Origin of the sequence: Anaerophilus nitritigenes, from assembly GCF_004138215.1 — a bacterium.
GTDB lineage: Bacteria > Bacillota > Clostridia > Peptostreptococcales > Thermotaleaceae > Anaerophilus > Anaerophilus nitritogenes.
Window position 1 is genome coordinate 1 of record NZ_RYYS01000050.1, and the last position, 15345, is coordinate 15345.

At 28.8% G+C, this 15345-nt stretch carries 3 protein-coding genes and 1 riboswitch; all 3 genes read left to right on the forward strand.

What is annotated here, in order from left to right; translation table 11 throughout:
• On the forward strand, positions 1-295 hold a 295-nt coding region (locus EK368_RS07655; RefSeq protein WP_165000371.1), incomplete at its 5' end, for an S-layer homology domain-containing protein.
• A gap of 299 nt (positions 296-594) precedes the next feature.
• A complete protein-coding gene (locus EK368_RS07660; protein WP_129598135.1) occupies positions 595-2832 on the forward strand; it encodes a prenyltransferase/squalene oxidase repeat-containing protein in 2238 nt (745 codons plus the stop codon).
• Between the two features lie 184 nt (positions 2833-3016).
• Positions 3017-3203: riboswitch (cobalamin riboswitch) on the forward strand.
• 335 nt (positions 3204-3538) lie between these two features.
• On the forward strand, positions 3539-15286 hold the full coding sequence (locus tag EK368_RS07665) for an S-layer homology domain-containing protein (RefSeq protein ID WP_129598137.1): 11748 nt from the start codon (positions 3539-3541) through the stop codon (positions 15284-15286).
• The last annotated feature ends 59 nt before the right edge of the window (positions 15287-15345 follow it).

Here is a 15345-nt window from a genome sequence, read left to right on the forward strand (position 1 = left end):
CAGTGGAAGAAGTGCTACTGTATTTGATCCAAATGGAAACATTACAAGAGAAGAAATGGCAACGATTATTGGAAAAGTACTTACACAAAAAGGCAAAGAAAAAGCAAATGTCAACGAATTAGAAAGGTTTAGTGACAAAATAAATATAGCTCCTTGGGCAGATGAGAATGTATCATTATGCGTAAAGGAAAAAATCATAAATGGAATGCCAGATAATACACTTATGCCAAAACAAAATGCCAATAGAGCTCAAGGTGCTGTAATGCTTTATAAACTCTATCAATCTATACAATAAATTAAAAACACTAGCATCTGCTAGTGTTTTTAATTAGATAAAAAATAAAAAAAGTATAAACTGTATATTTATAATTTGTATTATAGATTATAAAACGGAACATATTGTTTTAAAATGAAAAATATGGTAACGTTATAATGGAATTTAGATGATGTTATTTCTTGTGAATAGGATAAGAAGATTAAAGACATTACTATAAAATATTTTATGATTTTAAAATATATAGTAGTTTATGTAAAGCATTTTTTCTTATGGAGAAGATGATTTTTTAATAATATGAATAAGGAGGAAGTGAAAAAATGTCAAATAAAAAATGGAGAAAGCAGTTAGCTTTATATCTTAGCTTTATCATGATTTTCTCAGTATTTAGTTCGATATGCGTCTGGGCAGATGAAGGGTTAAATCAAGATATTACAAAAAATGAAGTTTTAAAAATTTCCAAAGAAGAAAATATGACTAAAACTAAAGAATCACTAAATAAAGTGGTTGAATATTATAGAAAAAATCAACCTACAATGCCAATGGATGATTGGGAAGCCTTTGTTGCTTTATGGGCAGCAGGAGAAAACTTTGAAAAATCTCCATGGAAAAATTATTCGTGGAAAAAGAAAGATCCAGGTTTTAGTGCTACAGTTGGTGGTAACGATCATATTCATCATATTTTTAGTTTGTTAGGAGTAGGTAAAAATCCTGCAAAGGCATTCGAAACAAATAGAAATCTTTTTGCTGAATTAGCAGCTCAACAAAATAAAAAAGGAAGCTTTGGAACAATAGGTAAAACAGTATGGGCAATAGTTGCTTTAGATGTAGGTGTAGAATTAGGGGTAGATGTAGGTGTATGGAATGAAGAAAATAGAGAAAAAGCTATTGAAGCATTAATAAAAGAACAAAATGACAACGGAAGCTTTGGATCTTTTAGTAATATTGATAATACAGGTTGGGCATTGATTGTATTATCAAAATCAAAAGGAGAAGAAGTACAAGAAAGTATTCAAAAAGCTAAAGAATACTTAAAGAGTATGCAGTTAGATAATGGGGCCTTTGGTGGAAAGGGTCAGTGGGATCAAGAAAATTCGAATAGTATTGCTTGTGCAATTCAAGGTTTGGTAGCAATCGGAGAGAATGTTGTTGATGCAAATGGATATTGGGCAGTAAATGGAAAAACCCCAGTAAATGCTCTTTTAAAATATCAAAATAGAGATGGTTCTTTTAGATGGAAATTAGATGATGGCGGATCTGTAGGTATGGCAACAAAGCAAGCCGCAATAGCTGTATGTGACATGGTTCATCAAAGTTCAACTTGGTATAGATTAGGACAAATTAAATTTCAAGATGACACATCAAAACCAGAAATAAATAAAGAAGAATTAACTAAGGCAATAGAAGTAGCTAATAAAAATAAAGATTCAGTAGTCATAAGTGTAGAGGGACAAGATGTATCATTAAAAGATGTGTGGGTAACAGAAAAAGATGTAAAAGATTATGTAACTGAAATAAAAAAAGCTCAAACAATATCTTATAAAGCAAATGCTACACAAGAAGAGGTAGACAATGCACTAGCTTTATTAAACATAGCTACACAAACGTTTAATAAAGCTAAGAAAAATGGGAAAAAAGAAGGAGTAGAACAAGAATATGTAACTATATCTATAGAGAAATTTACTTTAGGACAAGGATACTACAAAGAGCCAATAAAAATGCCTTTGAATAAAGGCGATAATGGAGCAAAAATGATAACAAGGCTAATAGGAGAAGGAAATTATAAACATACAGGAAAAATTGATCGAGAATTTTATCTAGCTAAAGTAAGAGATGATGATAAAAGTCAAGTTAAAATTCCACAATATATTTTAGATAAAGTTGAAAAAGAAATAGGATCAAAAAAAGAAGAAGAGTGGCTTGGAGAATTTGACTATACTTCTATGTCTGGTTGGATGTATTCTGTGAATAATAAAATTGTTAATTATGGTTTTTCAAATTATATACCAAAGAATGGAGATGTTATTAGATGTCAGTTTACTGTATATGGACTTGGTGCTGATCTTGGAGGTACAGATTTTATGGGAGAAGATCCTTATATTACTCCTGCTAATAAAGATGCTTTAACAGCAAAAATTGCTGAGATTAACAGTGATTGGGCTAAAAATAAGATTCTTTCCAATACATTAGTATTAAAAGCATATCATCATGCCTATGATGTACTAAAAAATATGGAAGGCAGTCAAGAAAGTGTAGATGATGCTTTGTTACACCTTGATAAAGCATTAGTAGGCGAAGAAGAAAAACCAATAGAAATAGTAGTAGAGGGTTTAAATCATAATATGAAAGTTAATAAACCCAAAATGAGCTTTAAAGCTTATGCAAAAGACAATGAAAGTAGTATTGTTGTAATTCTTAATGATAAAATAATAAAAGAACAAGGTGGACAATACAATGTTACCTTTAAAAAAGGAAAAAATACACTTATCATTAAAGCAGTAGATCAAGAAAATAAATATAATTCAGTAATAAAAATATCAAAACATATAATAGAGTAGAAGAATTATTTCATGAGTAATTATGATAAAAAATATAAATTTTATTGAATAATGTTTTATATTATGGAAGAATATAAAGAAAATTTTTAAAAATATGTAACATATTGGTTGAAAAAGAAACTAGAATATGAAATAATATTTATAGAGATGAATAAAATTATATTTGAATAGATTCTTATATAAAATTACATATTATTTTTTAGGTTCTTTGATGTATACATCAAAGATGAAAAAGGGAATTAGGTGAAAATCCTAAACGGTCCGGCCACTGTAAGTGGGAAGCTACCTTTGATATACCACTGGGAAACTGGGAAGGTAAAGGAAAGCGTTGATCCACAAGTCAGGAGACCTGCCTAAAAAGTGTAGCATTTAACCTTCCGAGGAAAGGTGATATGCAAGGTAAAATAAGAAAATATAAATATAAGTGAAATGTACTTATGTTAAAAAAGCCTTGACTTTCATTAGGAAGTCAAGGCTTTTTTATAGAAAAGTATAGATGTTTTTTTGTGATTTTATTTTAAACTTCACCCTTTGACAGATAAATTTTCGACAAATTTGTTATATAAAATGATTGTAATCACAAAGGGAACATTTATACAAAAAGTCCTAATAAAATAAAAATTAGGACTTTCCTATTGCTTTTATTTATTATTATGAAAGGAGAAGAAGAATGAAAACAAAATTACAATAAAAAAGGAGGACGGTCATGAAAAAATCTATTAGTATACTTTTAGCAGTTGCAATGTTTTTTTCGTATATACCAGGGATTGACAATTTAATGTATGTTTATGGACAACAAACAGTAACAGATCATGTATATGAAAAAGAGAAAACGACAACTGAGGATGTCTATGAAGAGAATGGCTACAAAAAAGAAGTAGAAGAGGTGATAGAAAAGGTTGAAATACAGCCTCTTATGGAAGAACCAAAGACATTAAATTATAAAAGTGAGATTGATGATGCACTAGAAAAATTAAAGGAGTATTATAAAAATGAATCATTAGATTACATATCAGCTATGGCATATCGTCATTCAAGTAAAAACTTAAATGAAGACATAAAAATTATTAAGAACAATTTAAGAAAATATGAACCTAAAAATGAATTTAATTGCTATAAGGGAATCATGGAAGCTATTTCTATAGATCATGATCCTAGAGCTTTTGATTATAAAGGAGATATTGTAAATTATGTAGATGTTCTTGCACAAAAGCAAAAACCAACAGGAGAATTTACTACTCTTACAGATGGATTATCCTATTCTATACTAGCATTAGATTTGGCAAGTGCAGACTATGATAAAGAAAAAGCAGTAGAAGCTTTAAAAAATAAATTTGAAATAAAAAAAGATCAAGCTTATATAAAGGGAACTAGTAGTGCTGATTTAAAACAGACTGCTTTAGCTATGATTGCTTTGTCTAATCATAAAGATCATGTAGGAGTTCCTAATTTATTGAAAAAATGTGTAAATTATATAAAAGTATCTCAACAGAATGATGGAGGATTTGGAAATTATTCAACTGACCCAGAAACATTAGGAAAAGTAATTCAAGGATTGATTGCAGTAGAAGAAGATCCATTAACTGGAGATTATGTAAAAAATAAAAAAAACATAATGGATGTATTGATGGAATATCAAAATGAAGATGGAGGATTTAGAAAAGGTGCATGGAAGGCTCCATCAGATACAAAATCTACAGAAGCAGCTTTTGCAGCCTTGGCAGATTTGGATAGAAATGAGTCTATGTATCATGCTTTAAAAATAAAGCTAGGAGATGTAGCATCTAAAATTGAGATTAAAGCAGAAAAAACTGAAATCATCAAAGGAAAGAGCATAAAACTTCAAGCTAAGGTTCTAGATAATGAAGATAGATTGGTAACAGGACAAAAAATAAAATGGACAAGTTCTAATCCAAATATCTTAGAAATTGAAAAAGGAGTAGTTACAGCAAAAGAAAAAGGAGATTCAATTATCACAGCACAAATAGAAGAAAATGCTTCTATCAAAGGATTTATAAATATAAAAGTAGTAGATGCAAAGCCATCTTTTATAAAAATTTATTTAAAGGATCAACAGATCAAAGATATTAAAATCAAAAAAGATGAGATTATTGAAATTACTGCTAAAGTATTTGATCAAGATGAAGTAGAAATAAAGGATAAAGAAATTATATGGAGCGTAGAAGATGAAAATAAGCTTGTAAAAATAGAAAAAGGAAAAATTACAGGCTTATCAAAGGGAAATACAAGTATAAAAGCTTTATGTGAAGGAATAGAAGAAATCTGTAATATAGAAGTTGTTACAATTAATGATATAGCAAAAGATGTATTAGATGAAGTAAAAGGTTTCTATCAAGATAAATCACAATATTCTGAGATAGAGGCTTTAGGTTTAAGTTATATAGGAGAAGACAAAAAAGTAATAGGAGAAAAAATTAAAATAGATAATAATTTATATACTCCTAATGCTTATGCTAAAAATATAATGATGTTGATTGCAGCAGGATTAGATCCAAGGGATTATAAGGGACATAATTATGTAGAAGAATTGTCAAGATCTCAAAATGATACAGGATATTTTAAAATAGGTAGTAGCTTTACTTATCCAACAAAGGCAGAAGATATGATTTTACCAATTATAGCATTAGATATGGCAGGTGCAGTATACAATAAAGAAAAAGCAATAAGCTTTTTACAAAATACAGCAAAGACAGATAAAGATAGCAAATATTTTGATAAAAGCTATAATTATAATCAAATGGAAATGACAGCTATGGCAATGATAGCTATGTCTAATCACATGGAAATAGATGGAGTAAAAGAGCTAGTACAAGAATGTAAAATATATCTTAGAAAATATCAAAGTAAAGAAGGCGCAATAACTGCACCATCTGGAAGTAATGGATATTTAGAAGATAATTGTAAAGCTACGTCAGTTACTATACAAGCTCTTTTATCAATAGAAGAAGATCCTTTTTCAGATGAGTTTAAGAAAAATGGAAACTCACTACTAGATGGACTACTAACATTTAAAAAAGAAAATAAATTTAAAGAAAAAAAATCTGATTTTATTACAGATGACAAAGCTACAGCTTTAGCTTTTGCAGCTATGACAGATATTTATACGGGTAAATCTATGTATAAAGAAATAAAGATACAAATAGGAAACCCTGAAAAAGTAGAGATTCAAGCAGAAAACGATCAAAAAGAGCTCAAGATAGGAAAAAAATTAAAATTATCAGCAAAAGCATTAGATAAAGACGGTAAGCTTGTACCTTCTCAACAATTTACATGGTCTGTAAGTGATCCAGCTATTGCAACGATAAATGCAAACACAGGAGAAGTTACAGCTATAGGTTCAGGAACAGTAGTTATTACGGCTATGGTGAAAGATTTTAAAAGTGCTAAAAATACTTTTGAATTAAAGATTATTACTGTAAATCCTAACAAAATAGAAGTATCTGTAGATCAAGATATTAAAGAAATAGAAGAAGGTAAAAAGATAAAAATCAATTCAAAGGTATATGATACAGATGATGATTCTGTTGAAAACTATCCTGTAGAATGGACTGTTGCTCCTAATGATTTAGCAAGTATTGATTCATCGGGTATTGTAACAGCTCTAAAAGAAGGAATAATCAAAATAACAGGAACTGTACAAAAAGAAGATGGACAAGAAATTCAAGGTGAAGTAACTTTAACAATTGTTAAAGGAAAAACAAATGAAGAAAAAATTAATGAAGCCATTCATGATGTAAAAGAATATTTTAACAAACAAGATTCATATGATTTTATCACATCTTTAGGACTTAGATTTACAGATGAGAATATAAGTGACATAAGTTCTAAAAAGAATATTTATTCCTATAGAAATCTCGAAAATGATGCAAAAAATATTATTAATATTATTGCAACAAATGAAGATCCTAAAAATTATAAAGGTAAAAACTATATAGATTTTATTTTAAATGATAAATCTAAGTTTTATAATGATTCTAATGCTGGATCTATAACAAAAGCTATCATTGCCCTTGATATGGCAGGAGAAAGCTATGAAGAAAAAGAAGCTATTGATGCTTTAATAGGAAAGATTACAAAGGATAATGACCAATACTATATAGCAGGAAGATTTGCTATAGAGGATACATCTTATGCATTGATTGCTCTTTCTAATCATAAAGAAAAATTAGGTGCACAAGAAGCTATAGAAGGAATTAAAAAATATTTAAAAGAACAACAAGATGAAAATGGATTCATTGAAAGCTGTTCAGATACTGCAATTGTCATTCAAGCTTTAATAGCAATAGGTGAAAATCCATTTTCAGATGAATGGACAAAAATTGATGGATACGGAAATAAAATTACTCTATTAGATGCTATTTTATCATGTAAAGATGGGGAGCAGTTTAAATCAAAACCTTCTTCAACGTTTAAATCAAAACCTGCAACATCGTATTCATTAGCAGCATTAGGAGATTTAGCTAAAAATAAATCAATGTATCATGAGTTAAAATATGTACCAGCAGGAAAAGCAAAGAGTATAAAAATTAACTCAGAGAATTTAAATCTTTTTGTAGGAGAAGAAAAATCTATAGAGGTACAAGCTTTTGATGAAAACAATGTATTAGTAAAAAATGCACAGATAATTTGGGAGAGCTTAACTTCTACGATTGTGGAAGTTAAAGATGGAAAAATAAAGGCATTACAAATTGGAGAAGGAAAAGTAAAAGTAACATTACAAGAAAATAAAGATGTATTTGATGAAATCACAGTAAAAGTTATTGAAAGTCAAGATATTAGCTTGAATGTAAAAGTAGCTATAGATAAATTAGTAGCTTTTTATGATCAACATGGCTCTTATGATTATATGGCAGCATTAGCTTCCAAACATATAGGAGAAGAATTTAATGTAGATCAACAAAAAGTAGCGTCAAATTTAAGACTTTATAGAAAAGATTATGCAATCCATTATGCAAAAAATATAATGGAAATTATAGCAGCAGGACAAAATCCTAGAGATTATAATCTAAAGGATGAAAAAGGAAATATTGTAGAAAGTAAAAACTATGTACATAATCTTGAGAAGGCGCAAAAGAAAAACGGAGAATTTATAGTTCAACAAACAACAGATCAAGATAGTGTAGTTACTTTATCTTTATCTATTATGGCACTGGATATGGCAGATGGAAAATATAATGTAGAACAAGCTGTAAATAGACTTGTCAATATGATGAAAGATGAAAAATATCAAAAGGATGGTCTGTATACAGAAATTGAAACAAAAGCATTAGCCATTACTGCTTTGTCTAAGCATAAAGATATAGATGGAGTAAAAGTTACTATTGAGGAATGTATTACTTATATTAAAGATAATCAAAATGAAGATGGTGGATTTGACCATGGTGGTTATAAAAACAATCCATTTGCTATAGGGACTGTTATTCAAGGACTTGTTGCAAATAAAATAGATCCTATGAAGTGGGTCAAAAATGGAAAGAACATGGTACAAATTTTACTAGATCGTCAACTTGATAATGGTGGATTTGAATATAATGAGCAATTGCCTTCGACACCAAATAAAGAGATATTTGATGATTTTAAATGCACAGAAACGGCATTTGCAGCACTAGCAGATTTATATAAAAATAAATCTATGTATCACTCTATTGAAATTAAGAATGATGTAGATGATGAAATAGATGAAAAAATAAAAGAAGAAATAGAATTTTTAAATAAAGCGTATCAACAAAAGAAAATATTAGATTATTTATCTGCTTTATCAGGAAATTTATCAGGATTAGACAAACAATTGATACAAAATAAAATACCTGAAAATAAAAAAGCAGATAGAGCTCAGTTTGTATCAAAACAAATTATGTGTTTAATCGGTGCAGGCTTAGATCCAAGAGGTGCATTGATCGAAAAGGATGAAGTGAAAAACTTTGTTCATGAGTTAGTATCTTCACAAATGGTAAGTGGAGATAACAAAGGAGAATTTATACTAAAAGATAGCGATCAAAACTCTATTGAAGCTTTAGCATACTCTATCATAGCCCTTGATATGGCAGATGGAAAATATGATCAAGAAGCAGCAGTAAAAAGACTTATTCAAATGCTTAATGATAAAGATTCTAAAACTTATAATGAAGTTACAACAGAAGCTTTAGTTTTAACAGCTTTATCAAGACATAACGATATAGATGAAGTAAAAGAAACAATTAAAAATTTAATACATTTCTTAAAATCTAAACAAAATGAAGATGGTGGATTTGATACTAAATCAAGATCGTTAGGATTAAAAAATAGTACGATAGCAACAGGTAGAGTGATTCAAGCATTGATAGCAAATGGTATTGATCCTATACATAGCAAAGAATGGATAAAAAATGATCAAACTATGTTGGATGGGTTGTTAAAAAATAAAATATTACAAGACAATCCAGAAAAATGTGGTTATGGAAAAGGTGGAGGACAAGGAGAAGCATATTTACATGCTGATTCAACTCATCAAGCATTTGCAGCTTTAGTAGATCTTTATAATCACGAATCTATGTTTGAAAAACTTGCTATCAAAAATGATGGACCAGAGATCACATCAAAAGAAAGAATTGATAAGCTCATTAAAGCAGTAAACTCCTACTATCAAACAGATTATTTTATACAAAACCAAGGAAATTTAAATGCCTTAGAAACAGCAACATTAAAAAGAGCAGGAGTAGATTTAAGTAAATGGAGTACAGATATAAAACATACTACAAAGTATGATACAACCTTAAAAAATCTATCTAGTATCATTACGCAAGTATCTATTTTATTAGATATACAAAAAGATCCAAAAGATTTTGAAGGAAAGAATTTGGTACAAGAAATTGTAGATAAGCTGGATCAAAGTACAAATCCAAATGAATATATCAATGCTGTAACAATTTTGGATAAATATAATGAAAAATATCCAGATCAAAAGGCAGTATATAGTATAGAAAAAACTATCAAAAAGATTATTTCAAATCAAACAGATGATGGAGGATTTGCACTAAGAAAAAATATATCAAATCCTAGAACTACAGGAGATGCATTGCTTGCATTAAGTAAGCACAAAGATATAGAAGGAGTAGAAGAAAGTATTAATAAGGCTGTATCTTATCTTCAATCTATCCAAAAAGAAGATGGAGGATTATACGATAACGTATATATTACAGGATATCATGCAGATGTAGTGAGAGGACTTTTATCAGTAGAAGAAGATTTAAAATCACAAAAATGGATGAAGTCAGGCAAAAATCCAATAGATGCATTGTTTATACTATGGAAAGAAAATAACTCCTTTGATAATCAAAAAGGAGAAAGTATAAACAATAGAGGATGGATAGAAGCTACACAAAAAGCATTGTATACATTGATAGACTTACAAGAAGCTGGATATGAAAATTACTATGTAAAAGATGTAAAAATATCAAGTGAGATTCAAGAACCAGAACAGACTAGTACTGTTTATACAGCTATTGTTGTACCAGAAAGCGGAAAATATGTAGCATATTCTAAACCACAACAAGTGACTATTAGTACAAAAGAGCATAATGGAGGACTTACTGCATTTGGAGCATTACAAGCTACTACTACTTTATATAAAGCCATAGGTGGATTTGTTACAGAAATATATGGCATCCAAAACAAAGGTATGGGTGGCTGGATGTTTACTTTAAACGGAAAAGTAAGTGACGAATATGCAGATAAAACTATTGTAAAAGATGGAGATCAAATTATTTGGTACTATAGTTCAGAAGGAATGGAAGGAAAAGTTCCAAGATGGGATGAAATAGAAGGTGAAATTTCTAAAGAATTAAAGCTTATTGTAGATGGAATCTCTGATCAAATGATTGTAAATAAAGAAGAAATAGTATTTACAGCAAAAGCTTCAGAACAAGAAGTAAATATTATAGTAAAACTTGGGGATATAGTCATTAAACCAGATAAAGACCATCAATATAAGGTACTTTTACAAAATGGAGAAAATAATATTATTATAGAAGCAATACACAAAGAAAAGAAAATACAAAATGTATACAAAGTGATATATATAAAATCAAGCAAATTTGCAACAAAACTAATAGAGTATACACCAGCTCCAGGACAATTTATCAATTCAAAATTTGGAACGATAGAAGATGCAAAATCAACTTTAAATGGAAAAAATGGGTTGATATCTTTAGGAGGATTTGGAGGATCTATTGTATATGGTTTTGATCATCCAATTAAAAATAAAAAAGGAGCTTGTGATTTTAAAGTATATGGAAATGCATTTAAAGGTAATGAAGAACCTGCTGGCATAGCTGTTATGAAGGATGAAAATAAAAATGGACTAGCAGATGATACGTGGTACTATTTATCAGGATCAGAATACAACAAAAAAGGAACTATAAAAAATTATCAAGTAACTTATAAAAATCCAAAAAGTGCAAAAGATGTAGAATGGATAGATAATCAAGGAAATAGTGGAGTAATCAAACAAAACAGTGATCATAAACAAGCTTATTATCCATCAAAAGAAAACTTTCCACATATTAACCAAAATGAATATACACTAAGTGGAATACGTATCAATACAAGAACTCCACAATGGGGATATGCAGATGTAACACCAGGTGGAGATGAAATGAATATTGACTGGGCAGTAGATGAGAATGGAAATAAAATAGACCTAGATGAAGTAGATTTTGTAAAAGTATATACAGCAGTACAAATGGATGCAGGTATGTTTGGAGAAGTATCTTCAGAAGTATCAGGAATAGAAGTATTAGATAAAGTAGAAGAAGACCAAAACCCACTTGCAAAAGTTTCAGTTACTTGTGAGAAAGTCACTTCAAAAGAAGTAACTTTAAAATTCTCTACAAAGAATACATCAGCAATTGATCATTATAAAATATTTAGAGATCATTTTGATAAAGAAATAGCTATCTCTAAAAACAATATTTATATAGATAAAACAGTTGAACCTAATAAAGTTTATCAATATAAAATAAAAGCAGTAGATACTTTAGGCAATGAATCAGAGTTTAGCGATATATTAAAAGTCAAAACTTTAGCTGATGAAAACGGTAATGTTACACCGCCAGAGAATAAATCTATCAAAGTAAATGTAAGAGTAGAAGGAAATAAAAGTACAATGATTCAACCAACAAAAGTATATCTAAGTGAAAGTGATTTAGATTTGAACAAATATGGTATTGATAGAATCTATAAAAACTATATGGCTATTCATCCGACAATAAAAACATTAGAAGAAAAAGGCATATCATATGATTGTAAAAATTCAGATTACAATTTTGTTACTATGATTAATGGATTAAAAATGAATACAGTCAACGAAGGAAAAGATGGTTGGATGTATTATGTAAATCACAAATTTGCAAATCGTGGATTAAGCGAATATTCTATTCATGATGGAGATAGTATAGTATGGTTTTTTGCTGAAGATCATACAAATTATTGGTATGCTTGGTTTGATAAGGAACAAATCAAAACAAAAACAGGACAAGACGTAGTACTAAATCTTCAAGGAAGTCATTATGATATGGATAGTGGAAATGTTTTAACAACATCCATTCAGGATGCAACAATCCTTGTAAACAATGAAAAATATAAATGGAATGAAGAATTTGTAAAAACAGATAAAGATGGAAAAGTTATTTTAAAATTCAATCAAGCAGGAACTTATTATTTGTCAGCAGAAAGAATGAATGAAAGCATACGAGATATTTCAAGACCATATTGTAAGATTGTAGTAGAAAGAAATATAGTTTTAGATGATGGAGAAGATAATATTTCAAATGAAGATTATGATAAAGAATATTCTAAAGTGATAGATCCAAATTCAAGCGAAAAAGATATCATAAATGCAACAAAAGAGGTAGCAAATAAGCTAGATAAAAAAGTGAATGAAATGAAAACAGAAAAAGATGCACAAAATATAGTAAAAGAGGTAAATGATGTTGTAAAGATTATTGAAAAAGCAGCAGATCGAGTTATTACTGAGGAAGGAGCCAAAGCAGTAGCAAAAGATAGTATAAAAATTGTAAATTCTTTAGTAAAATCAACAGAAAAATTATCAAAAGATAGTGATCAAAAAGAAATAAGCAAAGCAGTAGATAAAAATATAAAAGTTACAATAAAAGCAATAGATAAAGTAAATGATACAAAAGAAATGAATAAAGTGGCAGGGGATATGATTGATGCTGCTGGTAAATTAATTGAAAATATAGGAAATAAAAATGGAAAAGAAGTTATTGAAAGCACAATCCAAATAGCACAAAAAGCAGTACAAAAAGTTAGTGTGAAAGAATTGGATAAAAAGCTAGTAAAAGTACAACAAGATAAAGCTATAGCACAAATAGATGTAGATATAATAAAAGAAATGTCTCAAGACACATCATATACAGTAAAAGAAATGAATGAAAAATTAAAATCAAATGGTATAGAGGGTACTTTACTAGAAAATAAAGTGATTGTACAAATACCAAAAGTAGAGAAAGAACAAGTAGAAGTAATACTTCCAGCTAATATGATGAAAATAGTAAAAGAAAATAAGATAGAAAAAGTAGCTATTCAAACAGAAAATACAATCTTTAATGTAACACCAAACACATGGATTCAAAAAGATGAAAAAATAACTTTAAGTTCAAGAATAATAAATCGAAATGATTTAACAACTTTTGAAAAAAATAAAGTACCAAAGCGCTGTATAGTAGTAGATTTAAATGTAAAAATAGGAGAGCAAAAAATAACTCAATTTAATGAACCTATGCAAGTATCTATACCGTACAATGGAGAAGTTAAAGCTAAAGAAGTAGTACAAGCCTTTTACTTAAATGAGGATGAAAGTGTAGAAAATATGGGTGGAGTATATGATTTTACTACTAAAATGGTAACATTTGAAACGACTCATTTTAGTAAATACTTTGCTCAAAAGATAGTAAAAGAACAAGAAATAAATAAAGAAGCACTAAATGCTGCAAAAAAAATAGCAAGCACTAAAGATGAAAAATATTACACAGAAGAAAGTTATAAAGCTTTAAAAGAAGTATTAGAAATGCCAGAGACAACACAAGAAGAAGTAGACGCAAAGGTGAAAGCTATAAATAAAGCCATTGAAGAGTTGATCAAAAAATCAGAAACACCAGAACAACCACAAAATCTAGAAATAATAGTAGAAGGTTTAACAGATGATATGAAAGTAAATAAACCACAACTAACCTTTAAAGCATATGTTAAAGATCACGAAGACAGCATTAAAGTAATCTTTAACGAAAAAACAATAATAGAACAAGATGAAAAATATTCTGTTACATTACAAGAAGGAAAGAATATAATCATAATCAAAGGAGTAGACAAAGCAGGGAATAAAGTAGAAAAAAAATACAGTGTGATCTATGAAAAAGCTAAATCATCAATAGGTAGCTCTGGTGGCGGTGGAGGAGGAGGTTCATCACTACCAAGTGGAATAAAAGTAGAAAAAGATAAGGATTCAAAAGTAGAAAAATATAATTTAGTCATAGAAATACCAAAGGATGCAATAGACGAAGAGATGTATGTAAAAATAGAAAAGAAGGAAAATGTATCTAATTTAAAATTAAAAGACAATGAAAAATTAGTAAGCTCTATATATGAAATTACAAATGATAAAAATAAAGATTTCAAAAAAGTTATTACTATTACATTACCATTTGAAAAATCAAGCATAGATAAAAATCAAGAAAAGATTAGTATATGCTACTATGATGAAAATTATAAACAATGGGTAGAGCTTGAAAATATGAAAGTAGATTTTGAAAAAGGTAAAGTAAGTGGACAAGTTAAACATTTTGCAAGATTTGCAGTATTAGTAACAAAAGTTCAAAAAGAACAAGAAGAAATCAAAAAGCCAGTAGATCAAGAAGCAAAAGTAGATTTAAAAGATGTGAATGGACACTGGGCAGAAGGATTTATCAAAGAATTAATACAAAAACAAGCAATCAGTGGATATTCAGATCAAACCTTTAAACCAGATAAAAATATTACAAGAGCAGAATTTGCAATAGTAGTTATCAAAGCATTTAAACTACAAGATAAAGAAGGAAAAGTCTTTACAGATATAAAAGATCATTGGGCAAAAGATATAATCTCTACAGCATCAGCATATGGTATCGTATCAGGGTATGAAGATGGAAGCTTTAGACCAGATGAAATAATAACAAGAGAACAAATGGCAGTAATGCTAGTAAAAGCTTCAAAATTGGTAAAACAAGAAAATATACAAGTATTTATAGATAGTAAAGATATATCTAGTTGGGCAAAAGATGCTATAGGCACACTAGTAAGTAAAAAAATTATCCAAGGATATCCAGATGGAAAATTAAAACCACAAGGAAATGCTACAAGAGCAGAAGCCGTAACAGCAATAGTAAAAGTGATGAAGTAAAAGATAAAGTAATAAAATGAATAAAAAAGATAAGTTTTAAAAAGAGAATTCTTTTATAA

Excerpts from the sequence above, each read along its gene's own strand:
- EK368_RS07660 (WP_129598135.1), top strand. The coding sequence starts at position 595 with ATGTCAAATAAAAAATGGAGAAAGCAGTTAGCTTTATATCTTAGCTTT.
- EK368_RS07665 (WP_129598137.1), top strand. The coding sequence starts at position 3,539 with ATGAAAAAATCTATTAGTATACTTTTAGCAGTTGCAATGTTTTTTTCG.